This is a genomic window from Pantoea sp. BJ2, from assembly GCF_040255075.1.
In the GTDB taxonomy this organism is placed as follows: domain Bacteria; phylum Pseudomonadota; class Gammaproteobacteria; order Enterobacterales; family Enterobacteriaceae; genus Pantoea; species Pantoea leporis.
In genome coordinates, this window is the sequence record NZ_CP158292.1 from 2,775,405 (window position 1) to 2,801,456 (window position 26,052).

Annotated in this window: 21 protein-coding genes and 1 riboswitch; of the genes, 15 read left to right on the forward strand and 6 right to left on the reverse strand. The window is 55.2% G+C overall.

All coding sequences use genetic code 11. The features are described 5' to 3' along the window. The first annotated feature begins 717 nt into the window (after positions 1–717). The 4 genes from AAF463_RS12865 (at position 718) to AAF463_RS12880 (ending at position 5,385) form a co-directional block, all read left to right on the forward strand. Positions 718–1,728, forward strand: a complete 1,011-nt coding sequence (locus tag AAF463_RS12865) for a Zn-dependent oxidoreductase (protein ID WP_350262000.1) — start codon at positions 718–720, stop codon at positions 1,726–1,728. A gap of 83 nt (positions 1,729–1,811) precedes the next feature. Then, a complete protein-coding gene (locus tag AAF463_RS12870; RefSeq protein WP_101763341.1) occupies positions 1,812–3,095 on the forward strand; it encodes an MFS transporter in 1,284 nt (427 codons plus the stop codon). Between the two features lie 44 nt (positions 3,096–3,139). After that, entirely contained in the window at positions 3,140–4,600 is a 1,461-nt protein-coding gene (locus AAF463_RS12875; RefSeq protein WP_350260901.1) for a mannitol dehydrogenase family protein, read from the forward strand. A gap of 98 nt (positions 4,601–4,698) precedes the next feature. Continuing rightward, positions 4,699–5,385: a GntR family transcriptional regulator gene (locus AAF463_RS12880; RefSeq protein WP_101763339.1), complete on the forward strand. Its 687-nt coding sequence runs from the start codon at positions 4,699–4,701 to the stop codon at positions 5,383–5,385. Between the two features lie 192 nt (positions 5,386–5,577). Here the strand turns inward: AAF463_RS12880 and fbaB are convergent, their stop codons facing one another. The 3 genes from fbaB to thiM all read right to left on the reverse strand — a co-directional run bounded on the left by fbaB (position 5,578) and on the right by thiM (position 8,360). After that, positions 5,578–6,630 carry a class I fructose-bisphosphate aldolase gene (fbaB, locus tag AAF463_RS12885; RefSeq protein WP_350260902.1) on the reverse strand — a complete coding sequence of 351 codons (1,053 nt, stop codon included), beginning with the start codon at positions 6,628–6,630 and terminating at the stop codon, positions 5,578–5,580. Between the two features lie 147 nt (positions 6,631–6,777). Further along, a complete protein-coding gene (gene thiD / locus AAF463_RS12890; RefSeq protein ID WP_271460816.1) occupies positions 6,778–7,578 on the reverse strand; it encodes a bifunctional hydroxymethylpyrimidine kinase/phosphomethylpyrimidine kinase in 801 nt (266 codons plus the stop codon). After that, complete coding sequence (gene thiM / locus AAF463_RS12895) at positions 7,575–8,360, reverse strand: hydroxyethylthiazole kinase (protein WP_350260903.1); 786 nt, start codon at positions 8,358–8,360, stop codon at positions 7,575–7,577. The genes thiD and thiM overlap by 4 nt, the downstream gene beginning before the upstream one ends. 33 nt (positions 8,361–8,393) lie before the next feature. After that, positions 8,394–8,489: riboswitch (TPP riboswitch) on the reverse strand. Positions 8,490–8,755: 266 nt separating this feature from the next. Between thiM and AAF463_RS12900 the strand changes: the two genes are divergently transcribed. The 6 genes from AAF463_RS12900 to AAF463_RS12925 all read left to right on the forward strand — a co-directional run bounded on the left by AAF463_RS12900 (position 8,756) and on the right by AAF463_RS12925 (position 17,388). Next, complete coding sequence (locus AAF463_RS12900; protein ID WP_217548668.1) at positions 8,756–10,153, forward strand: OprD family outer membrane porin; 1,398 nt, start codon at positions 8,756–8,758, stop codon at positions 10,151–10,153. A gap of 51 nt (positions 10,154–10,204) precedes the next feature. Further along, positions 10,205–12,868, forward strand: a complete 2,664-nt coding sequence (locus AAF463_RS12905; protein ID WP_350260904.1) for a beta-N-acetylhexosaminidase — start codon at positions 10,205–10,207, stop codon at positions 12,866–12,868. 53 nt (positions 12,869–12,921) lie between these two features. After that, positions 12,922–14,046: a sugar efflux transporter gene (locus AAF463_RS12910; RefSeq protein ID WP_350260905.1), complete on the forward strand. Its 1,125-nt coding sequence runs from the start codon at positions 12,922–12,924 to the stop codon at positions 14,044–14,046. A 56-nt stretch (positions 14,047–14,102) separates the two neighbouring features. Further along, positions 14,103–15,134 carry a UDP-glucose 4-epimerase GalE gene (gene galE / locus AAF463_RS12915; protein ID WP_350260906.1) on the forward strand — a complete coding sequence of 344 codons (1,032 nt, stop codon included), beginning with the start codon at positions 14,103–14,105 and terminating at the stop codon, positions 15,132–15,134. After that, positions 15,134–16,999 (forward strand): GNAT family N-acetyltransferase, encoded by a 1,866-nt coding sequence (locus tag AAF463_RS12920; protein WP_350260907.1) that lies wholly within the window; start codon positions 15,134–15,136, stop codon positions 16,997–16,999. Before galE ends, AAF463_RS12920 begins: the two co-directional genes overlap by 1 nt. Before the next feature lie 185 nt (positions 17,000–17,184). Further along, on the forward strand, positions 17,185–17,388 hold the full coding sequence (locus AAF463_RS12925) for a hypothetical protein (RefSeq protein ID WP_101763330.1): 204 nt from the start codon (positions 17,185–17,187) through the stop codon (positions 17,386–17,388). A 71-nt stretch (positions 17,389–17,459) separates the two neighbouring features. On the opposite strand, the gene ahpF is transcribed toward AAF463_RS12925, so the two are convergent. Continuing rightward, entirely contained in the window at positions 17,460–19,028 is a 1,569-nt protein-coding gene (ahpF, locus tag AAF463_RS12930; RefSeq protein ID WP_192233344.1) for an alkyl hydroperoxide reductase subunit F, read from the reverse strand. 67 nt (positions 19,029–19,095) lie between these two features. Further along, positions 19,096–19,659 carry an alkyl hydroperoxide reductase subunit C gene (ahpC, locus tag AAF463_RS12935; RefSeq protein WP_101763328.1) on the reverse strand — a complete coding sequence of 188 codons (564 nt, stop codon included), beginning with the start codon at positions 19,657–19,659 and terminating at the stop codon, positions 19,096–19,098. Between the two features lie 325 nt (positions 19,660–19,984). Here ahpC and AAF463_RS12940 point away from each other — a divergent pair, with 325 nt between their 5' ends. After that, positions 19,985–20,437 (forward strand): GNAT family N-acetyltransferase, encoded by a 453-nt coding sequence (locus tag AAF463_RS12940; RefSeq protein ID WP_350260908.1) that lies wholly within the window; start codon positions 19,985–19,987, stop codon positions 20,435–20,437. On the opposite strand, the gene apbC is transcribed toward AAF463_RS12940, so the two are convergent. Beyond that, positions 20,434–21,546 carry an iron-sulfur cluster carrier protein ApbC gene (gene apbC, locus AAF463_RS12945; protein WP_110866619.1) on the reverse strand — a complete coding sequence of 371 codons (1,113 nt, stop codon included), beginning with the start codon at positions 21,544–21,546 and terminating at the stop codon, positions 20,434–20,436. The genes AAF463_RS12940 and apbC overlap by 4 nt on opposite strands. A gap of 161 nt (positions 21,547–21,707) precedes the next feature. Between apbC and metG the strand changes: the two genes are divergently transcribed. The 4 genes from metG (at position 21,708) to cdd (ending at position 26,002) form a co-directional block, all read left to right on the forward strand. Then, entirely contained in the window at positions 21,708–23,741 is a 2,034-nt protein-coding gene (gene metG, locus AAF463_RS12950) for a methionine--tRNA ligase (RefSeq protein WP_350260909.1), read from the forward strand. A gap of 171 nt (positions 23,742–23,912) precedes the next feature. Beyond that, positions 23,913–24,296, forward strand: coding sequence for a CidA/LrgA family protein (locus tag AAF463_RS12955; RefSeq protein ID WP_110866616.1), 384 nt, complete (start codon positions 23,913–23,915; stop codon positions 24,294–24,296). Beyond that, complete coding sequence (locus AAF463_RS12960) at positions 24,289–24,981, forward strand: CidB/LrgB family autolysis modulator (protein WP_110866615.1); 693 nt, start codon at positions 24,289–24,291, stop codon at positions 24,979–24,981. Before AAF463_RS12955 ends, AAF463_RS12960 begins: the two co-directional genes overlap by 8 nt. A gap of 124 nt (positions 24,982–25,105) precedes the next feature. Then, complete coding sequence (cdd, locus tag AAF463_RS12965; protein ID WP_350260910.1) at positions 25,106–26,002, forward strand: cytidine deaminase; 897 nt, start codon at positions 25,106–25,108, stop codon at positions 26,000–26,002. Positions 26,003–26,052: the final 50 nt, after the last annotated feature.

Below are 26,052 nucleotides of genomic sequence, written 5' to 3' on the forward strand. Positions count from 1 at the left end.
CAGGCACTTATTATGCTAGGCCCAATCGCAACCGTTATGGTAGTTACGTGCTTATTTTACCTGACATTATGCAAATGTCAGAAGCTTAAGCCCATATTTTTTATATGGTTGAAATCCATATCTGCGGTTGTACTTGTCGTACCTAAAGATACGTTTTTGATGTGATTTGTGATGAGGCTGTAAACGTGCAACATACATAACGAATGCCTGAGTGTATTCCCCGGCTTCCGCTGTTATGTAAGGAGTGAGTCTAAAATTCCACAATCTATGCCTGCAACAAGGCCGTCACCAGATCCTAAGTCAGTAAGGCTGATTGAAGCATCAATAACGCTTCGCTTCCAGGAGTTAGTTAGCCATATAGCATACAGGCCATAATACTGGACCTGCGTGCCGGAAGGAAAAGCCAAGAAAAATGGTGGTCATTCTGGTGGTCTTGACAACAAGTGAATTCAGGTATAGCTTACTTATTAGCCACTTGCTGGCAAAGGCGATCCCAGTAAGAGGAGCCAAATTTAAAAAACCTGCTCAGGGAAACCTGAGCGGGTTTTTGTCATTTCAGCGTCGCCATTTAGGGTGGCCGTGATTCCCTGGTCGCCATGAATGGCGCCCCTACGTAACTGTTCCTCTGTGATTCTCTTCACAACTCTTTAACGCCGACTTGTATGGTAGTATTAGTGCGCGTATTTTTTCATCATTGCATTCCCGTTGGAGTTAATGATGAAAAGTGTAGTGATTGAGCAACCGGGTGAACTGGTAGTGGCAGAGCGTCCGCTGCCGCAACCCGCTGCCGGTGAAGTACGCGTGAAGGTGCAATTTGCCAGCATCTGCGGTTCCGACGTGCATATCTGGCACGGCCACAATCCTTTCGCTAAATATCCGCGCGTGATTGGTCACGAATTCTTCGGCCTGATTGATGCGGTCGGCGATGACGTTGCCGCCAGCCGCATTGGCGAACGTGTGGCGGTCGATCCGGTGGTCAGCTGCGGTCACTGCTATCCCTGCTCGATTGGTCGCCCGAACGTCTGCACAACGTTGCAGGTGATTGGCGTGCACCGCGACGGTGGCTTTAGCGAATATGCCGTGGCGCCAGCAAAAAACGCCTTCCGCCTGCCGGATAGCGTTCCCGACAAACTCGCCAGCATGGTCGAACCTTTCACCATCGCGGCCAATATCACCGCCTTCCTCAAACCACAGCCAAACGATGTGGCGCTGATTTACGGTGCCGGACCAATGGGCCTTACCGCCATTCAGGTGCTGAAAGGCGTGTATGGCGTTGAACAGGTATTGGTGGTTGATCGTCTGCCAGAACGGCTGGCGCTGGCGCAGGAAAACGGTGCCGATCAGGTGTTCAACAACAGCGAAATTCCGCTCGCCGCGCAGCTGGAAGGATTGCAACCAACGCTGATTATCGACGCCGCCTGTCACCCTTCGATCCTGGCAGAAGCCGCCGCCATCGCCTCACCGGCGGCGCGTATCGGCCTGCTGGGTTTTTCTGGCGAGCCGTGCAGCATCACGCAGCAAAGTCTCACCAGTAAAGAGCTGTCGCTGTTCACCTCGCGTCTCAACAGCAATCGCTTCCCGCAGGTGATTGAGTGGATTGAGCAAGGCCAAATCCAGCCGGAGAAACTGGTGACGCACTATTTCCCGCTGGCAGACGTTGAGCAAGCCATGACGCTGTTCGAAAAAGATCCCCGCACCTGCTGCAAAGTGATCCTACAAATGGGTTAAGTTAACCCGCACACCAGGTGTCCCCATGCCGGTCCCTTACCCGCCGGCATTATTACTATAAAAATGACGATGACGGAGTTTCTATGTTTAAGAACCTGCGCTGGACCCTCGTACTGCTGTTGTTCCTGGTGTTTATGATCAACTACCTTGATCGTATCGCCCTCTCTCTGACGGTACCGCTGGTGGAAAAAGACCTGATGATCAACGCCGAGCAGTTCGGCATGATTTTCGGCAGCTTCTTCTTCGGTTATGCCCTGTTTAACTTCATCGGTGGCCTGGCGACGGATAAATTTGGCCCGACCATCGTGCTCGGAACCGCTGTTGGTATGTGGTCGCTGTTCTGCGGCCTGACCGCAATGGCGACTGGCTTCTGGTCGATGATGATTCTGCGCGTGCTGTTTGGCATGGCGGAAGGCCCCATCTCTGCCTCAGCGAACAAAGCCATTAACGGCTGGTTCCCGAAAAAACAGGCCGCCACCGCAATGGGCTTACTCAGCTCGGGTTCACCGCTGGGTGGCGCGGTTGCCGGTCCGATTGTTGGCTATCTGGCGCTGTCGTTCGGCTGGCGTCCGGCATTTGTAGTGATCGCCGCGATTGGCTTCGTCTGGCTGGCGCTGTGGTTCTTCTTCGCGTCAGATAATCCGGCGAAAAGTAAGCGCGTCTCGGCAGAAGAGCGTGCCTTAGTAGAAAAACTGAAAGCCGAAGAACCGGCCGACGTGATCGACTCAAGCGGCGCCGCGCATGGTTTAGGCTTTTATCTGCGCCAGCCGATCATTCTGGTCACCGCCTTTGCCTTCTTCTGCTACAACTACATTCTGTTCTTCTTCCTGAGCTGGTTCCCGGCGTATCTGGTGCAGGCGCACGGCCTTGATATCAAAGCGATGAGCATCACCACCATGATCCCGTGGATTGTTGGCTTCGTGGGCCTGGCGCTGGGTGGCTGGATCTCCGATAAGATTTTCAACATCACCGGCAAGCTGCTGCTTTCACGAAAAATTGTGCTGGTGGTTTCACTTACCGCCGCGGCGATTTGCGTGGCGCTGGCAGGTACGATAAAAGAGGTCAACTCGGCGGTGATCATGATGTCGATCTCGATCTTCTTCCTCTACATCACCGGCGCAATTTACTGGGCGATTGTGCAGGACGTGGTGCACAAAAGCCGCGTCGGCAGCATCAGTGGCTTTATCCATCTGATAGGTAGCTTGTCCGGTGTGATCGGCCCGGTGGTGACTGGCTTCATCGTGCAGCACTCCGGTAAGTTTGACAGCGCCTTTATCCTCGCAGGTGCGGTGGCTGGCGTCGGCGCGCTGCTGGTACTGCTGGTGATTCGTGAACCTAAAGCCACTAATAAACCGGTTTCAGTGTAAATCTCATGGGGCGCTGAGCGCCCCATTTGCTAAAAGGAATGACTATGTTAGAGCTTGAACGCCTCCCCGCTGATGTCCAACGCCCCGCTTACGATCGTAGCCAACTCAAGACCCGCATGGTGCACATCGGCTTTGGCGCCTTCCACCGCGCGCATCAGGCGCTGGCGACCGATAAGCTGGCCGCTCAGGGCAGCGACTGGGGCTATTGCGAAGTGAATCTCAACAGCGGCACGCTGATTCAGGCGCTGCGTCAGCAGGATCTGCTCTACACGCTAACCGAAAAGGCGGATGAGAGTTTACACACGCGGGTGATTGGCGTGGTGACGCAAGCGCTGCATGGCAAAGGCGACGGCATTGAGGCGGTGATTGAGGCGATGAGCCAGCCGGACGTGGCGATTGTCTCGATGACCGTAACCGAGAAAGGTTATTGCTACATGCCGTCGAGCGGCAAGCTCAATCCCGATCATCCCGATATTGTGCACGACCTCGCTCATCCTGGTGAGCCACGTTCGCTGCCCGGCTTGATTCTGGCGGCCATTATCCGCCGCCGCGAACGCAATTTGCCGCCGTTTAGCGTGATGTCCTGCGACAATATGCCAGAGAACGGTCATGTCACGCGCAACGTGATCACCCAGTTGGCCGCGCGCCACAACCCTGCGCTGGCGGAGTATATCCAGGCGCATATTACTTTCCCTTCGACCATGGTTGATCGCATCGTCCCGGCCATGACCGATGCCGCGTTCGACACGCTGGCGGAACGTTTGGGCAGCCGCGATCCGGTGGCGGTTGAAGCCGAACCGTTTTTCCAGTGGGTCATCGAAGATAACTTCGTTAACGGACGTCCGGCGTGGGAAAACGCGGGTGCGGAGCTGGTCAGCGATGTGCTGCCGTTCGAAGAGATGAAGCTGCGGATGCTCAACGGCAGCCACTCGTTCCTCGCGTATCTCGGTTTTCTCGCCGGTTATGAACACATCAGCGATTGCATGGCCGATGCCAGCTATCGTGCGGCGGCGCGCGCGTTGATGTTGCAGGATCAGGCGCCGACGCTGCGCACGCAAGGCGTCGATCTCGAAGCCTACGCTGATTCCCTGATTGCGCGTTACGAGAATCGCGCCATCAAACATCGTACCTATCAAATCGCCACCGATGGCACGCAAAAACTGCCGCAGCGCCTGCTGGATAGCGCGCGCTGGCATCTGCGCAATGGCACCTCGTGCGATTTCGTGTTGCTGGGTGTGGCGGGCTGGATGCGCTATGTCAGCGGTGTGGATGAGCAAGGTCAGGCCATTGAGATTCGCGATCCGCTGAAAGATCAGCTGGCGGACATTGTGGCCAACAGTGAGGACGGTGCGCCACGTGTTAAGGCGTTGCTCAGCCTCAACGCCGTGTTCGGTGACGATCTGCAGCAGCAGCCCGCCTTTGTCTCACGCGTGACTGAACTCTATCAGCATCTGGTTAAACAGGGCGCGCGCGCCACCGTTCAAAGCCTCGTCACACAAGGCTAAGCGCCTGCACAAATGTGTAGCGCAGACGCAGCGTGCTGATTAGACTGAACCTTTCTTAACGGGCTGGCAGATGCCAGCCGTAATACGGATATTGCTGCATGTCGACTGCCTATACCATAACCACCAGCGAACCGGTAAATCAGCAGATCTATCGTTATCTGCGCAAAGATATTGTGACCTGCGTTATTCATCCGGGCTCGCTGCTGTCGGAGAAGGAAGTGTCGGCGCGTTTTAATGTGTCACGTCAGCCGGTACGTGAAGCCTTTATCAAGCTGGCGGAAGCCGGACTGGTGCAGGTGCTACCGCAGCGCGGCACCTTCGTGCGCAAAATCTCCGCTCAGCGCGTGGCCGACGGTCGCTTTATCCGTGAAGCGGTAGAGATCGCCGTGGTTCGCCGCGCCGCGCAGGAGATGGGTGCGACCGGATTGATGGCGCTGGAGCATAACCTGCAGCTGCAGCGTCTCGCCGCTGAACGTCATGACAGCCAGGCTTTCCTGGGGCTGGACGATGAGTTTCACCGCTTAATTGCTGAAGGGATTAATTGCCTGCTGGCGTGGGAAACGGTGGAGAACATCAAAGCTACCATGGACCGCGTGCGCTTTCTGACCCTGAGCGAAGTGTCACCGCCGGAGCGTTTGATTCAGCAGCATGAAGATATCTATAACGCCTTGAAAGCGCATGATGTTGACGCAGCTGAAAGCGCGATGCGGCGTCATCTGCAGGAGATGATTTTGACCATTACGCCGATTGCCGAGCGTAATAGTGAGTGGTTTGAGGCGCCTTGATTTAGTGCTCGCTGTCCCCCATCCCGGCCTTCCCCCGCGAGCGGGGGAAGGAGATGCTGCCACATGCAGCTTTAACACTGACATATGGCAGCATCTTCCTCCCCCATTAATGGGGGAGGACCGAGGAGGGGGACAGCACGCACTTATTGAGGAGGACCAAGGAGGGGGAAAATCAGCACAGCCCCCACTCAATCAAGCAATCGTCACATCCTTCGACAAATACACATCCTGCACCGCATTAATCAGCTGCACGCCCTCTTTCAACGTCTTCTTAAACGCCTTGCGCCCTAGAATCAGCCCCATGCCGCCGGCACGCTTATTGATCACCGCCGTACGCACTGACTCCGCGGTATCCGTTTCACCCGCAGAAGCGCCGCCGGAATTGATCAAACCTGCGCGTCCCATATAGCAGTTCGCCAACTGGTAACGCACCAAATCAATCGGGTTTTCCGTAGTCAGCTTGCTGTAGACGCGCTCATCGGTGTGACCAAACTTCACCGCGTTATAGCCGCCGTTATTCTCCGCCATCTTCTGCTTGACGATATCCGCACCGATGGTCGCCGCCAGATGGTTGGCCTGGCCAGTTAAATCGGCGCTGGCGTGATAATCGACGCCCTCCTTCTTGAACGCATCATTACGCAGATAGGCCCACAGCACCGTCACCATGCCCAGCTCGTGCGCACGTTCAAAGGCCGCCGAGATCTCTTCAATCTGGCGACGTGATTGTTCAGAACCGAAGTAGATGGTGGCGCCAACCGCCACCGCGCCCAGATTAAAGGCCTGTTCCACGCTGGCGTACAACGTCTGATCGTATTGCGTCGGATAGCTCAGCGTTTCGTTGTGGTTCAGCTTCACCATAAACGGAATGCGGTGCGCGTAGCGGCGAGAAACCGAAGCCAGCACGCCGTAGGTAGAGGCGACGCAGTTACAGCCGGCTTCAATCGCCAGCTCAACAATGTTTTTTGGATCAAAATAAGCTGGATTGGCCGCAAAGGATGCGCCCGCCGAGTGCTCAACACCCTGATCGACCGGCAGAATCGACAAATAGCCGGTGCCGGCTAAACGTCCGGTGTTGTACAGCGTTTGCATGTTGCGCAGTACGGCAGGAGAACGATTGTTGTCGATCATCACGCGATCAACATAATCCGCGCCGGGTAAATAGAGGCTATCCGCTGGAATGGTCATGCAGCGATGTTGAAGAAGGCTATCCGCCTCTTTGCCCAATAACTGTACGATGTCCGTCATGTTCGCTCCTGATAAATGGCTGGATTGGAACCGGCCGTTGCCGATTCGCCCCCAACAGCCTGGACCGGAAAGCGCCAGGCTGGCAAATTGCTGACTCCATTTTTCAGACGGATGCGCAGTGAAAAAGCGGCAATCTGGCGTTACGCCCTACCACCATCGATGGAAATGGTGCACCGGCCCAATGCCTTTGCCGACCTCCAGCGAATCGGCATGCAGCAGCGCCTGTTGCAGCCACGCCTTGGCTTCAGCGACCGTTGCCGCCCAGCTATTATGGCGCGGACGCAACGCCGCCAGCGCGGCTGAAAGCGAGCATCCGGTGCCGTGCGTGTGACGCGTATTGACGCGCGGCGCGGTAAAGCGCTGACGTCCGTCGCGGGTAATCAGCCAGTCCGGGCTTTCGGCATCGCTAAGGTGTCCGCCCTTCATCAGCACCGCTTCGCAGCCAAGATCGAGCAGCGCATCGCCCTGCTGCAACATGGTTTTCTCATCCTGCGCCATCGCGCGTCCCAGCAGCGCGGCGGCTTCCGGCAGGTTTGGTGTGATCAGCGATACCTGCGGCAGCAGCAATTCGCGCACGCTCGCCACCGCATCCGGCGACAGCAGCGCATCGCCGCTTTTGGCAATCATCACCGTATCCAGCACCACAAACGGCAGGCTGGCCCGTTTCAGCCGCTCGGCGACCACCTCGACAATCGCGGTTTCTGACAGCATGCCAATCTTCGCAGCATCAATGCGCACATCATTCAGCACCGAATCGAGCTGTGCGCCAACAAAATCAGGTTCGATGCGATACACCGACTGCACGCCGCAGGTGTTCTGCGCCACCAGCGCGGTGATGACGCTGGTGCCATACGCGCCCAGCGCGGAGAAAGCTTTGAGGTCGGCCTGAATACCTGCGCCGCCGCTCGGATCGGTGCCAGCAATGGTCAATGCATTGATGCGTTTCATGCTTCGACCTCCAGCGTCCACAGCGTATCGAGGAAAGCTGCGGCAAAGCTGCCTGGCCCAGCGACCTGGCGCGCTGTCTGCTCACCCGCCAGCGACATCACGCGGCAGGCCGCAGCGACATGCTGCAGGCGATCGCCCGGCATGCTGGTGCAGGCGGCAACCACCGCCGACAACGCGCAGCCGGTGCCAACCACGCGCGTCATCAGCGGGCTGCCGCCGGGGATGGCGAATGTCTGCACGCCGTCAGTGACGTAATCCACTTCACCGGTCACCGCCACAACGGTGTGGTAATCGCGCGCCAGCTGTTGGGCAGCGTTTAGCGCGACATCGGCCTGATGCAGACTGTCGACACCGCGTCCGCCGCTAGCCTGTTGCGCCAAGGCGAGAATTTCTGAAGCGTTACCGCGAATCGCCGCCGGTTGCAGGCTCAGCAACTGTTGGCAGAAGGCGGTGCGCAGCGTTAGTGCGCCGACCGCCACCGGATCCAGCGTCCACGGCGTGCCTGCGGTTTGCGCCGCTTGCACCGCCGCCCACATTGCATCACGACGGTCGCGCGTCAGCGTACCTACGTTTATCAACAACGCATCGGCAAAACCGGCAAACTGCGCCGCTTCTTCAGGATCGATCACCATCGCGGGCGAAGCTTGCAGTGCCAGCAGCACGTTGGCAGTAAAGGTTTGCACCACGTCATTGGTCATGCAGTGCACCAGCGGCGCTTGCTGACGCAGCAGTTGCAGAGAGTGCGCGAGTTGCGCGGGGGAAAGAAGGTCAGGCTGTTTCATAAGGCTCCCAACCGGCGATCAAGAAGGCGAATGCGGTCAGGCATCTGACTTCCCTACGCTGGCATTATCCAGATCAGGTCGGCGGGTGTATCTCAGCCCTGTATTAAAGGGGCACCCCGAGTCAAAACTACGTTGGCGAGCATAGGGAACAAGTTGGGGTAAAGCAAGTAAACGCAGCTTTCCTGGAATCTGGCTCACAAAGCAACAAATTACACATTCATGTAACTTATTGATAAAACGCCTTAAAATGACGCTTTTTTGCGTGCTGCGTCATACTTTGTAATAAATCCCATTGATAATTCGCGTCGCGAAAAATAGCATCCCCGGCAACTTGTTTCATGACGAAACAATACGGATTTGTTAATTGTTTATGGAAGCATCACGGAGGATTTGCTATGCGTCGGATTCCACGCGCGCCGCTCTCTGCGGCCATTGTCTCTGCCCTGTTTGCCGGCACTTTTGTGCCGGTTCCCTCCGCCCACGCCGTGGGTTTTGTCGAAGACGCCACTCTCTCTGGCAATCTGTTTTACTGGCAACGCCAGCGCGATCGCAAAGAGATGGATCCGCAAAAAGGCTCGTACGGTCAGTATGATGCCAATCTGCATCACGCCTCTGCGAATGCCAATCTCGACTTCTCATCCGGTTACGCCGGTGAGGTGATCGGCCTCGATCTGGCAGCGTTTGGCGCGCTGGAGTTAAGCAACGGCGGCCCGGCGGCACCGAATGAAATTGGTTTCAGCAATGCCCGTACGCGCTGGGATGAGGACTGGAGCGGAGATAAGAGCGGCTTAAGTCTCTATAAAGCCGCCATCAAGGCAAAATGGCAGGATCACTGGCTGCGCGCAGGCTATCTGCAGCCCACCGGGCAGACGCTGCTGGCACCGCACTGGAGCTTCCTGCCCGGCACCTATCGCGGCGTTGAGGCCGGCACCACCTTTGATTTTAGCGACGCCGGCGCCCTTTCCGTCTCCTGGATGTGGACTGACGAATACAAAGCGCCGTGGTATCGCGACATGTACAACTTCCGTAAAGCCGATGGCGTGACGGAGATTCCGTGGCTGCAATCCTTTGGTGCCAAATACGATTTTAAAAACGCGCTGGTGCTGGAAGGCGCCTACGGCCAGGCGGCAAATTACATGGATCAGTATTTTGCCAAAGCCTCTTATCAGCTGCCGCTGGCCGATGCACCGCTGCGCACCAGTTATCAATTTTATGGCGCGAAGGATCGTGACAACAGCGGCGTTGGCCAGGTGAACGATGTTTACGATGGCCTCGCGTGGCTGCAGGCGCTGACGTTCGGCTACACGCTCGGCGCGTTCGATTTCCGCCTCGAAGGCACATGGGTAAAAGCCGAGGGTAATCAGGGCTTCTTCCTGCAACGTATGACGCCGTCTTACGCCAGCTCGAATGGCCGCATGGACGTGTGGTGGGATTCTCGCTCAGACTGGAACGCCAACGGTGAGAAAGCGCTCTTCGCCGGTGTGATGGTGGATCTGGGACACTGGCAATTACCTGGCTGGCAAGTCGGTACATCGTACGCCTACGGTTGGGACGCGAAGCCTTCCACCAATCCCCTCTACGACCAAAATCAGCGCCTGAAAGAATCCGCGTGGAGCCTCGACCTGGTTTACACCATCCAGCAAGGCCGCGCCAAAGACACCCAATTCAAACTGCACTACACCCGCTACGACAATCACAGCGATCTTCCCAGCTATAGCGGCGGCTACGGCAACATCTTCCAGGACGAGAAAGACATCAAATTTATGGTCGTCGCGCCATTCACCCTGTTTTGACCCCGATCTGGCAGGAGCCAGAGACTTACCTCCGTGGAGAAGGATAACAACATGAAAAAGTTAAAAATCAGTTTACTGGCGCTGAGCGTGATAAGCCTTGCCGCCTGCAGTTCATCCCCGCGCAGTAATCAGCAGGTCGTCGATCAAATCAGTCAGTTCGGCGTGCAGTATCAGGTCACTGACAACCAGGCGGCCGATCACGGCGTGAACTGCGCGAAACTCGGTGCCGATTGGGCATCCTGCAACACCGCTACCATCACGCTGACCAACAACGGTCCGGCGCTCACCAGTAAAAACTGGGCAATCTACATGAGCAACGTGCACGAAACGCTGCAGGTGGATAACGATCAGTTCAAAATGACCCATATCGTCGGCGATTTAACCCGTCTGGAACCGACGGAGAAATTCAAAGGTATCGCGGCGGGTGAGTCGATTGAGATCCCTATCGTCAATGAATACTGGCAGCTGTTTATCACCGACGTGATGCCGCGCTGGTATGTCACCGCCGCCAATGCCACGCCAAAAATTATCACCAGCACCGATACCGAAAACCTCAGCGACTTTGTTAAGCCGTTTGGCGCCCAATGGAAGCGCATTGCCGACGATAAAAACGTGCTAATGCTGCCGCAAAGTCGCTTCTCAAAGAATGCCGATGTGGCGCAACTGCCTGCCAGCGCGCTGCGCGGACAAATCACCCCAACGCCGCGTTCGGTGAAAGTTCATGCGGCGGATGTCGACCTGAGCCGTGGCGTTGCCTTGCATCTTGAGGTATTGGCGGACAACCAGGCCGATGCGGTTAAACAGCGTTTCGATTTGATGGGGCTCAAACCGCAGTCAGCGGGTTATGACATTCATACCCGTATCGCCGTCAATCATTTCCACGGCGCAGAGGCGGTTTCCGGTGCTTATGAACTGCGCATCACACCGCGCGGCACCGATATCATTGGTTACGATCAAGCTGGCGTTTACTACGGCTTAATGTCGTTACTGTCGCTGGTGCCGGCTGAAGGTAAACCGATTATCGCCACGCTTGAAGCGAAAGATGCACCGCGCTTTGCCTATCGCGGTGCCTTCCTCGATGTGGCGCGTAATTTCCACAGCAAGCAAGCGGTGCTGCGCATGCTCGATCAAATGGCGGCGTGGAAGATGAATAAATTCCACTTCCACCTGACCGATGACGAAGCCTGGCGTATCGAAATCCCCGGTCTGCCAGAGTTGACCGACGTCGGGAGTAAGCGTTGTCACGATCTGACTGAGCAGCAATGTCTTCTGCCGCAATTGGGCTCCGGCCCGCTCACGAATAACAACGGAACCGGACATTTCAGCCGCGCCGATTATATCGAGATCGTCAAATATGCGCAGGCGCGCAACATCGAAGTGATCCCGGAAATCGATATGCCCGCGCATGCACGCGCGGCGGTGATCTCTATGGAGGCGCGATATCAGCAACTGATGAAAGCGGGTAAACCGCAGCAGGCCAGTGAATATCGATTGGTGGATCCCACGGATACCTCGAATACCCGTTCCGTGCAACTGTACGACCGCACCAGCTATCTCAATCCTTGCCTCGATTCCTCGAAGCGATTTGTCGATAAAGTGATGGGTGAAGTGCAGGCGATGCACCGCGAAGCCGGCCAACCGTTGACCACCTGGCACTTTGGCGGTGATGAAGCGAAAAACATTCGCCTCGGTAGCGGCTACAGCGATGTTAAGAACCCGAAAGCGGGAACGGGCATTTTAGACCAAAGCAAAGAGGACAAACCCTGGGCAAAATCTCAGGTCTGCCAGGCGGTGGTGAAATCCGGCAAGGTGGAAGATCTGGAGCACTTGCCAAGTCACTTCGCGCTGGAAGTGAGCAAGATGGTGAAAGCGCACGGCATTCCGGTGATGCAGGCCTGGCAGGATGGATTGAAAGATGCCACTGACGCGCACGCCTTCGCCACTTCGCGCGTACGCGTTAACTTCTGGGACACGCTCTATTGGGGCGGCTTTGACACCGCCAACGACTGGACGCTGAAAGATTATGAAGTGGTGATCTCCAATCCGGATTACGTCTACATGGACTTCCCGTATGAGGTGAATCCTAACGAGCGCGGGTATTACTGGGGCACACGCTTCAGCGATGAGCGCAAGATGTTTGGCTTCGCGCCGGACAACCTGCCGCAAAACGCTGAAACCTCGGTGGATCGCGACGGGAAAACCTTTGATGCCACCTCGAATAAACCGTGGTCAGGCGCATACGGCATTTCCGTACAGCTGTGGAGTGAAACCACGCGTACCGATCAGCAGATGGATTACATGGTATTCCCGCGCCTGCTTTCGGTGGCCGAACGCGGTTGGCATCGCGCGGAGTGGGAGCTGGATTATCAGCAAGGCCGCACCTTTAAAGGCGGTGAAACCCACTTCGTTAACCAGCAGCAGCGCAATCAGGACTGGCAGCGTTTCGCCAACCTGTTAGGCCAGCGTGAGTTGGGCAAGATGGATAAAGCCGGTATTCACTACCGTTTACCGGTGCCGGGTGCGCGCGTCGAGAATGGCACACTGACCATGAACATTGCGCTGCCGGGTCTGCCGCTGGAGTACAGCCTGGATAAGGGTAAGCGCTGGCAGCGTTATCAACCACATGCTAAACCGGCAATTACTGCTAGCGATAAAGTCTGGGTGCGTAGCGTGAGTCCGGATGGCAAACGCTTCAGCCGCGCTGAAGCACTTTAAAAACTTTCTGCCCCTCGCTGGAGTGCCTGGGGCGAACACTGACAAGGATGTCGATGAAACACTCAACCTTCTCTTTTTATGTTGTTGCGCTGGGTGCCGGTTTAAGCGGCGCCCTGTTCATTCCGACGCTCAGCTTATTTCTAGCCAGTGAACTTAACGTGGCAGCCTGGAAAACCGGCGCCTTCTACAGCGTTAATGCGCTCAGCAGTATTGCGATGAGCTTACTGATTGCCCGTTATTCAGATCGTGTCACGCAGCGTCGCCCGCTACTGCTCTTGTGCTTATTCGCACAGGCGCTCAATGCGCTGCTGTTTATCTTCTGCCGCGATTATCTGCTGTTAATTTCGCTCGGCTCGCTGCTCAATGCTTGCGGCAGTGCGGCGATACCGCAACTGTTCGCGCTGGCACGGCAAACCCGCAGTGACAATGCTTTCAGCGCCATTTTACGCGCGCAATTTTCGCTGGCGTGGGTATTCGGCCCACCGCTGGCATTCTGGATTGTTCAGTTGGCCGGCTTCACCTGGCTGTATGCCGTCATGTTCGTGCTGTTACTGAGCGTGACGCTGCTGGCTGTCACCTTGCCGCCTGGCGAGCGGCTGGCAAGCGCTACTCCTGCAAAGCAACCGGACCGGCAGCCGCTGGGGCAAAACCTTTGCTTCCTGATGTTTGCCACCTTGCTGGTATGGAGCTGCAGCGCACTCTATCTGATTGCGTTTCCTTTGCATCTGGCAGAGCAGCCAACCTTGTCTGCCGACTGGAGTGGCGTGCTTTTTGGCCTCGCCGCGGCGCTGGAAATACCGATCATGCTGCTCAGCGCCAGCATGCTCAAACGCTGGGGTAAGAAAACGCAAATGCAGGCAGCCATGCTGTGCGGCATGATGTTTTATGTGGGAATTTACTTCAGTCAAAGTTTTATCCCACTGATGTTACTGCAAATTTTCAATGCCATTTTCATCGCTATCATCGCTACCGTTGGCATGTTCTGGTTTCAGGATTTACTGCAACATCGTCAGGGAATGGCGGCCACGCTGTATACCAATTCGATGTCCATCGGCGTGCTGCTGGCTGGCGTTTTACAGGGAATTATCACCACCGTCTCACCGCTGGCCATCTGGCCGGCAGCCTGTGTGCTGTTGGTGATGTCATTACTACTGATAACAAAGGTCGACAATGTTTAAACACCCTCATTCGTCGCGCACCGCTGCGCGCAACAAAACACATGGAGTGTACGTAAATGAATGTCTTAATTACTGGCGGTGCGGGCTATATTGGCTCACACATTGCCCTTAGCCTGCTGCAGAAAAACCATCGTGTGATCGTGCTGGATAATTTGTGTAATAGCTCACCGCTGGCCTTAACGCGTGTCGAAGCGTTAAGCGGAAAGAAAATGACGTTTCATCAGGGCGATATTCGCCGCCGCGCCGATCTAAATCTGGTATTTAGCCATCAGCCGATTGATGCGGTTATTCATATGGCTGGGTTGAAATCGGTAAATGAATCGCTGCAGAAACCGGTGAAGTATTATCAAAACAATATTGCCGGAACGCTAATGCTGCTGGAAACCATGAAGCAGCATCAGGTGAAAAAACTTATTTTCAGCTCATCCGCCACGGTTTATGGCATTCCGGTAAAGATTCCGCTGTGTGAGAACTGTGATACCGGCAATACCACCAATCCTTATGGCGCCTCCAAATACATGGTGGAGAAGATCATGGGTGAAGTGGTTGATGCACAACCTGAGTTAGCCATTACCGCACTGCGCTATTTCAATCCCGCCGGCGCGCATCCCTCCGGCCAGATTGGTGAACATCCTGCAGGGATTCCCAACAATTTACTGCCCTATCTGTTTCAGGTTGCCAATGGACTAAGAAGCCATCTGCCGGTATTTGGTGATGACTATGCAACGCCCGACGGCACCGGCGTGCGCGACTACATCCACGTGATGGATTTAGCCGAAGGTCATGTTCAGGCGCTAAATCATCTCAAACCGGGCTATCGACATTACAACCTGGGTACCGGACAAGGCTACTCGGTGCTGGAAATCGTGCAGATGTTTGAACAGGTGAGCGGCCGACGCGTGCCGCTCGATATGCGCCCGCGTCGTCCCGGCGATGTCGCCATCTGCTTATCCGATCCCGGTCAGGCGAAAAAAGAACTGGGCTGGCAAGCAACTCGCGGCCTCGAAGACATGCTGCGCGACGCATGGCGCTGGCATACGCAGAATCCGCAAGGCTATGTTGCTCAACCAGCCGGGAGCGAAATCTGATGATGACGCGCGAAACGTTTTTACCTCACTACGAACGCCAACTCGCCGCGCTTAAAAAGCGCTTTACCTATCCCGCGACAGCAGACTGGCAACAAGCGTTACGGCAGTTTAAACAGTGGCAAGTGGAACATCAGCCGCACGAGGTGTGCGTTGCGGAACTCTCTTCGATGTTCGCGGTGCCCACCAGCCGACTGACAGGTAATGAATGCACGCTCCATCGCGTCTGGCTCGGCGGAGCATCACCACTCAACGTCAACCGCACCATTGCCCAATGGCAACGCGCGATAGAAGCCAGTCGCAGTGATTTCCGGCAAACGCTATGGGTGTGGAATGCACAGCAGCTGGCGGCAGAGGATCGCTTCGTCGCTCAGCAGGGAAACAGCCCCTTTCATGCTGGCACGCTGTTTCTGCCTGATGCGCTGGTGCAGGTCAACAGCCTGAGCGCACTGATGCAGTCATTTGATGGCGCCCTGATCGATGTGCTGCAGCAACTGCATGATAAGCGTTATTACGCTACGCTCTCTGACTTCTTCCGCCTGGCGATTCTCAATCGGTGCGGCGGCGTTTATATGGATGCCGATACACTTCCCGCTCAGCCTGCGACGCTGTTTCTCTGTCATCCTGAACTGCCTGATTTTACGGCAGAACAGCAGCAAATAAATTGGCTGAATCTCTTCACCGATGAAACCGGCATGATCATCAGTCATCAAAACAATCCGGTGTTGCAGAATTTACAACGGCAGCTCAGTGCGGTGTATCGCGGCTGGCCTCAGCCAATTCCAGCAAAAACGCCGGAAAGCGAACGCGCCATCTTCGAACCTTTTTACCAGTTATGGTGCGAGCAATTGCAGGTCACGCAGCTCAGCCATCAGGATTTCAGCCGGTTTGCCGTATGGGGTTTTGATGTTCAGCAGCATCGCGTGAGCGGGATTAAAGGCATGCGCCTGACTGAGGATATTCTCAGCGGTGAACGTCGCCCGCTGAGTGGTGAAGAGCAGCAGCATTATCAGCATACGATTACTCAGCTAGCACAACGCGACTGGCAATTAAGCGATCCTCTGCAGTTGGGTGAACTGGTACCTTTGCTTTCTGAATGCGATATCCTGCAAATTGCTTATGCGCCGCAGCTGCGCGCTGAAATTCCCTGTTATCACTATTACGGCGTGCTCTCTCAGGATCCGCAACTGGATAAAGTGAATGCATTATTCAGCGATTTTTTAATTGCGCTTACCGCAAAGAATATTAAAGCAGGTGATTTCTGGCAGCCGATTGATGGTCAGAAAGCGTCGCCACTGATCTTCAAACCGGGAAGTATTACAGACAAGCAAGAACAGCTCGCGATGGCGAAATTAATTTTCACCACCAGCTATCTGGAATACTGCTCGGTCGATAATATTTATGCCACTGATATAACCACCCTACAGTTGCGGCAAAATATCCAGCCTTTCCTGCAACAGATTGCCGTGATTTATAATCCGCAGGGAAAAATGGTGGGTTTCGTTAACGCTGCGCCGATTCAGGATTACGATCACATCAAGGTGCAATATGGCTATCGTCAGGAGGTTTTTCCACTGGATGTGGCTTACGACAGTTTCGTGAATCAGCATCGCCAGCCGGACGATTTCTTCATTTGCAGCGTGGCGCTGCAGCCAGAGGAACAGGGAAAAGGCTATTTCAATCAAATTTTGTCAAAGCTTAAGGATCAAGCCAAACAGCAAAAAATGCGCCGCATCACCTTATGCGTCTGGCAATCGAACCCGGCAGCTATGATCTATCGCAAGAAAGGTTTTAAGGTGGTGAGCAGTATGAAACAGGAGGTTGCACGGTTTAGTGATGAAATCGTGTTTATGGCGCTAATGCTGTAATCCTTCCGCGATCAAATAATCCGGTGCGAATCTATTTTTATTCGCACCGGAAGCAACAGAAGCGCGGTGAAATAAGCAAAGTTTTAATCACCTTGATACTTATCAAATTTATTACGCCAGAAAACGGGCCTAATTGCGCTCCGGATTTGAAGATAAACACCGCCCACTCCATTCCGGTAGCGATAATGAAATTAAAATTCTTCAGCTTTATTCCGCATGCACACAAATGGCATAACATCCGTATTTCCCGCAAAGGCGCTATTTCTCCCACCGGGCGAGCCTACTTCTCAACTCATGTTGAAGCACAATGTAAAGGCTGTGGCGAACGGCTGCATAAAATCTATTACCGCGATATTAGCGATGCGCAAGCCATACGCTGGTTAGGCTAATCATTGTTTTTTCAAATAAAAAAAAGCCCCGCAACATGCGTTGCAGGGCTATTGCGTGGCTATCGCAAAACTTATTCAGCCGGTTTGGTGCGAATCAGATAATCAAAGGCGCTGAGTGAGGCTTTCGCGCCTTCACCGCTGGCGATGATGATCTGCTTGTACGGCACCGTGGTGCAGTCGCCTGCGGCAAACACGCCTTTCAGGCTGGTTTCGCACTTGGCATCAATGATAATTTCGCCCATCTTGTTGCGCTCTACCGCACCTTCCAGGAAGGTGGTGTTCGGCAGCAAACCAATCTGCACGAAGATGCCGCTCAGCGCGATTTCGTGGCTGCTCTGATTGTTACGGTCAATGTAGGTCAGGCTGGTAACTTTGCTGCCGTCGCCTTTCACTTCGGTGGTCTGTGCGTTCAGAATCACATCGACGTTTTTCAGGCTGCGCAGTTTGTCCTGCAGCACTTTGTCGGCGCGCATTTCGCTGGCAAATTCCAGCAGCGTCACGTGCTCAACAATACCGGCCAAATCGATTGCCGCTTCCACGCCTGAGTTACCGCCGCCGATCACCGCGGTGCGTTTGCCTTTAAACAGCGGGCCGTCGCAGTGCGGGCAATAGGTTACGCCCTTGGTGCGATACTGCTCTTCGCCAGGTACGCCCATGTTGCGCCAGCGTGCGCCGGTAGCAATGATGATGCTGCGGGATTTTAGTACTGCGCCAGATGCGGTTTCAATTGCGTGCAGACCGCCCTCTTTCGCCGCAGGAATCAGCTTGATGGCGCTCTGGGTATCAATCACATCGACGTCGTAATCATCAACGTGGGCACGCAGAGAACCGGCCAGCTTCGCGCCTTCGGTTTTCGGTACGGAGATGTAGTTTTCAATGTCTACGGTGTCCAGCACCTGACCACCGAAACGCTCGCCCATCAGACCAGTGCGGATGCCTTTACGTGCAGAGTAGATGGCCGCTGCTGCGCCCGCCGGGCCGCTGCCGACGATCAGCACTTCGTAGGCTTCACGTTTGTTCAGCTCTTCCGCCGCACGCTTGTCGGCGTTGGTGTCCACTTTACCGACGATTTCCGCCAGGCTCAGACGGCCCTGACCGAACTCTTTACCGTTGAGGAATACCGCCGGCACGCCCATCACGTTGCGCTCGGTGATTTCGTTCTGGAACATACCGCCGTCAATCGCGGTATGGCTGATACGCGGGTTCAGCACCGCCATCAGGTTCAGCGCCTGTACCACGTCAGGACAGTTGTGGCACGACAGAGAATAATAAGTTTCGAAGTGGAAGTCGCCTTCCAAAGCCACAACCTGATCCAGCAGGCTCTGCGCTTCTTTCGAAGGGTGTCCACCGGTTTGCAGCAGGGCTAAAACCAGTGAAGTAAATTCGTGACCCATTGGCGAACCGGCAAAACGCGGACCGCTCTGGCTGCCTGGGTTAGTGATCAGGAAAGAGGGTTTACGCACCGGACGATCGTTCTCTTCGCGGAAGCTGACTTTGTCTGACAAGCCCGCGATATCGGCCAACAGAGAGCGAATCTCTGCCGATTTGGCGCCATCATCCAATGTGGCAATCAACTCAACCGGTTTCGTTAGTTTCTCAAGGTAAGCCTTGAGTTGGGATTTTAAATTGGTGTCGAGCATAGTGAGTTCCTGTCATGAAAATCGGGTGCCGTAGCACCCGATAGAGAAAGATCGAATGGCAGCTAACTTAGATTTTGCCAACCAGGTCCAGTGATGGAGCCAGAGTTGCTTCGCCTTCTTTCCATTTTGCCGGGCAAACTTCACCTGGGTGAGAAGCAACGTACTGAGCGGCTTTCACTTTACGGATCAGGTCAGATGCGTCACGGCCAATGCCTTCTGCAGTGATTTCGATCGCCTGGATGATACCTTGCGGGTCAACGATGAAGGTACCGCGGTCTGCCAGACCTTCGTCTTCGCGCATGATTTCGAAGTTACGGGTCAGCGCGCCAGTTGGGTCACCGATCATCGCGTATTTGATTTTCGCGATGGTGTCTGAAGAACCGTGCCAGGCTTTGTGGGTAAAGTGCGTGTCAGTGGAAACAGAGTAGATATCTACACCCAGTTTCTGGAACTCTTCGTGATGGTCTGCAACGTCACCCAGTTCGGTTGGGCATACGAAGGTGAAGTCAGCCGGGTAGAAGAAGAAAACACTCCATTTACCTTCAACGTCTTTCTCGGTGACTTCGATGAATTCGCCGTTTTTGAACGCTGCGTTTTTAAATGGTTTGATCTTGGTATTAATGATGGACATGGTGACCTCCGTTAAAAGATGTGATGCAGGCTACAGAATTTTCGGGCCAACTTCTAATATGCAGACGTTATCAATCAGATAACCAAAAGCTATCAAAGCGCCGACACCTGATTTCATGCGGCTCGCGGAGGCATTCTACACAAAAAGGGCGCGGTTCTGTCAGGCTTTATCTTTTTGCGGTGAAACTGCTAGTTTAAGCTGCGTTATCGCACGGATTTGTAGCGGCGCGATTTATCGCGCGTCATTCAGACGGAACAATCGTCAATTGTGCGCAATAAATTGCGCCGCTACGGCCTCTGCGCATCTCACATAATGGAGCTCTCAGGTGCATATACGTTTTTTTGACGAAGCCGATCGGCCTTTTCTGCGCACGCTATATCTTGCCGCGCGACGCCATAACTGGACGTGGCTGGATGGCGATGATTGGCAGTTAGAAGATTTCGATGCGGTGATTTTGGGCGAAACCGTGCTGGTCGCTGAACTGAATGGGCATCGCGTAGGGTTTGCGGCGGTGCTGGATAATGACAACTTCCTGCATAGCCTGTATGTCGACCCCGATGCGCAGGGACGAGGCGTGGGCAGCGCGCTGTTAGAAAAAGTGCAATCGCGATTTAGCTCGACGGGCGCCTTGAAATGCCTGCAACAGAATCAGGCGGCGATGGATTTTTATCTCAAACACGGCTGGCGGCGCGAAGCGGTTGGCGAGAGTGAGCAGGGAAAATATGTGCTGATGCATTTCCCGCTGGCGACCCGCGCCAGCGGAAATGGACGGCGTTAAACCGCGCGGAACGCGATATCGCCAGGGATAATCTCTCCCTGCCAATAGAGCTGCGCTGCAACGCGACCCGCCAGTTGGCGGTAGAGCGCGGTGAAATCACTGTCCGGACGGCGCACCACGGTCGGTTCGCCATCATCCAGATCTTCACGCAGCGTAATGTGCAGCGGCAACTGGGCCAGCAAACGGGTGCTGTAATCTTCCACCAGCTTCTGCGCACCGCCGGTGCCGAAAATCGGCTCGTGATGTCCGCATTGGCTACAAATGTGCATGCTCATATTCTCGATCACGCCCAGCACCGGCACGCTCACTTTCTCGAACATCACCATCCCTTTACGCGCGTCAATCAAGGCGATGTCCTGCGGCGTGGTGACCACCAGCGCGCCGGTCACCGGCACGTTTTGCGCCAGCGTCAGCTGAATATCGCCGGTACCTGGCGGCATATCGAGGATCAGATAATCGAGATCCGGCCACAGGGTTTCGTTGAGCAGCTGCATCAGGGCTTTGCTGGCCATTGGACCACGCCACACCATGGCGTTGTCGTCGGTGACCAGATAACCAATCGAATTGGTTGCCAGGCCGTGCGCCATTATCGGTGCCATGTGCGTGCCATCTGGCGAGGTAGGACGCTGATTTTCGGTGCCGAGCATATTAGGGATCGACGGACCGTAAATATCCGCATCGAGAATCCCCACGCGCGCGCCTTCAGCGATCAGCGCCAGCGCCATGTTCACAGCGGTGCTGGATTTGCCCACGCCACCTTTGCCAGAACTCACGGCGATGATGTTCTTCACACCGGTCGCGCCCGGATGGTTTTTCACCCGCTTCAGCGTGGCGATGTCGTGGCGCAGTCGCCAGTCAATGGCGCTGGCGTCCGTCAGGCGCAGCAGTTCGGCGCTGGTTTGCGCTTTCAGCTCTTCAAAAGCGCTGGCCCACGCGAATGGCATCACCAGTTCGATATGCAGCTTGTCATCCAGCAGCGCGACATGGCGCAGGGCTTTCAGCGTGGTCAGGTTATGTTGCAGCGTCGGATGTTCAAAGTCACTCAACACGCCGATAACCAATGCTCGCAGAGCCTCAGGTGAATGATGTTGCTGGGATTGTGAAGTCATCCCCTCTCCTTGTTTATTCATCACGCCAGATTGCGGCGGTGTCTGTTCAATAATATCAGATAGGCGCTAAAAGTGACGTGCATGTCCAGCTGTGTTTACGCCAGAGGGTGCTTCGGTTAACATCTAACACCGATTTTTCTTCAACGGAACGCTACGCAAACATGACTCAAGTCGCTAAAAAAATTCTGGTAACGTGCGCACTGCCGTACGCAAACGGTTCAATCCATCTCGGTCACATGCTTGAACACATTCAGGCTGACATTTGGGTCCGTTACCAGCGAATGCGTGGCAACCAGGTTCACTTCATCTGTGCAGACGACGCTCACGGCACGCCGATCATGCTGAAAGCTCAGCAGCTTGGCATCGCGCCGGAGCAGATGATCGCGGAGATGAAACAGGAGCACGAAACGGATTTTGCTGGCTTCAATATCAGCTACGACAACTATCACTCGACGCACGGTGACGAAAACCGTCAGCTGTCCGAGCTGATTTATGGCCGCCTGAAAGAGAACGGCTTCATTAAGAACCGCACCATTTCGCAGCTGTACGATCCTGAGAAAGGCATGTTCCTGCCGGACCGTTTCGTCAAAGGCACCTGCCCGAAATGTAAGTCACCGGATCAATATGGCGATAACTGCGAAGTGTGTAGCGCAACCTACAGCCCAACCGAGCTGATCGACCCGAAATCGGTGGTCTCTGGCGCGACGCCGGTGCTGCGCGATTCCGAGCACTTCTTCTTTGATCTGCCCTCTTTCAGCGCGATGCTGCAGGCGTGGACGCGTTCAGGCGCACTGCAAGAGCAGGTGGCTAACAAGATGCAAGAGTGGTTCGAGTCTGGCTTGCAGCAGTGGGATATCTCCCGCGATGCGCCTTACTTCGGCTTCGAAATCCCTGGCGCGCCGGGCAAATACTTCTACGTCTGGCTGGATGCGCCAATCGGTTACATGGGTTCATTCAAAAACCTGTGCGACAAACGCGGCGATATCGATTTCGACGAGTTCTGGAAGAAAGATTCCACTACTGAGCTGTATCACTTCATCGGTAAAGACATCGTCTATTTCCACAGCCTGTTCTGGCCAGCGATGCTGGAAGGCAGCAACTTCCGCAAGCCAACCAACCTGTTCGTACACGGTTATGTGACGGTGAACGGCGCGAAGATGTCTAAATCGCGCGGCACCTTTATTAAAGCCAGCACCTGGTTGCAGCATCTGGATGCCGATAGCCTGCGTTATTACTACGCAGCCAAGCTCTCTTCACGCATCGACGACATCGACCTGAATCTGGAAGATTTCGTGCAGCGCGTGAATGCAGACGTGGTGAACAAAGTGGTGAACCTGGCGTCACGTAATGCCGGCTTCCTGACCAAACGCTTTGGCGGCAAACTGGCGAATGAACTGGCCGATCCCGCGTTGTATCAAACCTTTGTGGAGGCCTCAGAGAAGATTGGCGAAGCCTGGGCCAGCCGCGAATATAACCGCGCGATCCGTGAAATCATGGCGCTGGCCGATCTGGCCAACCGCTATGTCGATGAGCAGGCACCTTGGGTGGTGGCGAAGCAAGAAGGCCGCGATGCCGACCTGCAGGCGATTTGCTCCATGGGCATTAACCTGTTCCGCATCTTGATGACCTGGCTGAAGCCAGTGCTGCCATCTTTGAGCGAGCGTGCCGAAGCCTTCCTGCAGAGCGAACTGAGCTGGGATGCAATTGCCCAACCGTTGCTGGATCATGAAGTAGCGCCGTTCAAAGCGCTGTATGGCCGTATCGAAATGACCAAAGTTGACGCGCTGATTGAGGCCTCGAAAGAAGATGCGGCGGCGGCGAATAAGCCTGCAGCAACCGGTCCGCTGGCTGATGCGCCGATTGGCGACACCATCACCATTGATGATTTTGCCAAGGTCGATATGCGCGTGGCGCTGATAGAGAAAGCGGAGCTGGTTGAGGGTTCTGACAAGCTGCTGCGTCTGGAGCTGGATTTGGGGGGCGAGAAGCGTCAGATTTTCTCTGGCATTCGCGCTGCGTATCCGGATCCGTCGGTGCTGGTAGGCAAGATGACCATCATCGTCGCCAACCTCGCGCCGCGTAAAATGCGCTTCGGTATTTCCGAAGGTATGGTGCTGTCAGCGGGTCCAGGCGGCAAAGACCTGTTTGTGCTGTCGGTCGATAGCGGCGCAGTACCGGGCATGCCGGTTAAGTAAGCTAACAAGCCGCCTCAGGGCGGCTTTTTTGTACCTGTTGATTCCTACAAAGGATTGACGCGTTTTTTGTAGGGTCGCCATTTATGGCGACCAGGTCAGACAGTACTGTGATCGCTAGCACGCTAATCGCTTAATGCGTATGATAAAGCGCTACGAAAACAGGAGCCTGACATGCCTGCCGTTCTCACTGCTTGTTGGCGCTATGTGCGCGCCTTCGTCATCATCTATGCGGCGCTTTACGCCGGAATGGGAATTTCTGCCCTGCTCCCAATAACCATTCCCGGCAGCATCATCGGCATGCTGCTGCTATTCCTGCTGCTGGGTCTGCAAATCATGCCGGTTGAGTGGGTGAAACCCGGATGCCATTTACTGATTCGCTATATGGCACTGCTGTTTGTGCCGATTAGCGTTGGTGTAATGGGCTATACCGATATCCTCACCGCGCAGTTTGGGCCGATTGTGGTGTCATGCATTGTCAGTACTTTTATGGTGCTGCTGATTGTCGGGCTCAGCGCAGAGCGCCTGCAGCGCCCGCAGGAGAAGCCGAATGAGTGATGCATGGTGGTCGCTGCCGCTGACGGTGATCGCCTATTTCCTGGCGCGAAGACTAGCGGCGAAAATTAATATCTCCATCGTTAATCCATTGTTAGTGGCGATGGCGATTGTCATCCCGATTCTGCTGCTGACTCACCTGCCATACACGCGCTATTTTGCCGGCAGCAGCCTGCTCAATCAGTTGCTGCAACCGGCAGTCGTAGCGCTGGCGTTGCCGCTGTATGAGCAGATGCATCAGATTCGCGCGCGCTGGAAAACCATCATCAGCGTCTGCTTCATCGGCAGCATCACGGCAATGGTGTCGGGCACCGCGATTGCGCTGTGGATGGGCGCAACGCCGGAAATCGCCGCCACCATCATGCCGAAATCCGTCACCACGCCAATTGCGATGGCGGTCTCCGCATCGCTGCACGGTATTCCTGCCATCAGCGCCATCTGCGTGCTTATCGCCGGCGTGCTGGGTGCGGTGTTTGGCCATATGCTGCTCAATCTGTTTAAGGTGAAAAACAAATCCTCGCGCGGGTTAGCAATTGGTAACGCATCGCACGCGTTAGGTACCGCGCGCGCAGCAGAGATCGATTATCAGGAAGGCGCGTTCAGCTCCCTTGCGCTGGTGATTTGCGGCATCATCACCTCGTTACTGGCGCCGCTGCTTTTTCCGCTATTAATGCATTGGTGGGGCTAAAACTTGCGAGAGATCTCGCAAAGTTGAAACAACCCAATCAGCTTGCATTGTCAGAGCGACTTGGATCACATATAAAACGTCAGGCGGCGCATCGCCGCTAACGCGTAACTGAGGTCATCCCATCATGCATTCACGATTCCTAACTGCTTTTTCTGCCCTGCCCGCTGCGCTGCAAGCTGCGATTCAGCCGCTGCTGGATGCGCCGGATTTCCATGGCGTATTGCGTCCGCAGGATGTCGCGCAACTGAAACAGCTTACCGGACTGGATGAAGATGCGCTGGCACTGGAACTGCTGCCGCTGGCGGCGAGCTGCGCCGTGGCAACGGTGTCTCACTTCAATGTCGGCGCGATTTCCCGCGGCGTCAGCGGCCACTGGTACTTCGGTGCTAACATGGAGTTTCTGCATACCCCGCTGCAGCAGACGGTGCACGCCGAGCAGAGCGCCATTACGCACGCCTGGCTGCGCGGTGAAGAGAAGCTGGCGGCGATTACCGTCAACTACACGCCGTGCGGACATTGCCGTCAGTTTATGAACGAGCTGAACAGCGGCACAGCGATTCGCATCAGCCTGCCGGGACGTACGGTTAGCACGCTGGGCGACTACCTGCCGGATGCGTTTGGCCCTGCCGATCTGAACATCACCGAACGTCTGCTGACGCCGGTCGATCATGGTTTTGCGGTTGCGGGCGATGCATTGCAACAGGCCGCCATTGCCGCCGCCAATAACAGTCACGCGCCTTACAGCCAGAGTTACAGCGGCGTGGCGCTGCGCAGCCAGAGCGGCAAGGTCTTTACCGGTCGCTATGCGGAAAACGCCGCCTTTAACCCCAGCTTGCCGCCGCTGCAGGCTGCACTGATTTTGATGAACATGAGCAACGAAGCGCTGGAGACAATTCAGCAAGCGGTTTTGGCGGAATGTCAGGACAGCACGCTGAGTCAGCTTGACGCGACCCGCGCGACGCTTAAGGCGTTAGGATGTGAGGATTTCTCACTTACTTTAGTTTCGAAAACATCAGTTTAGTGATCCTTTTACCGCTTTTGTGACCTCCTGTTAACAAAAGCTGTACATCT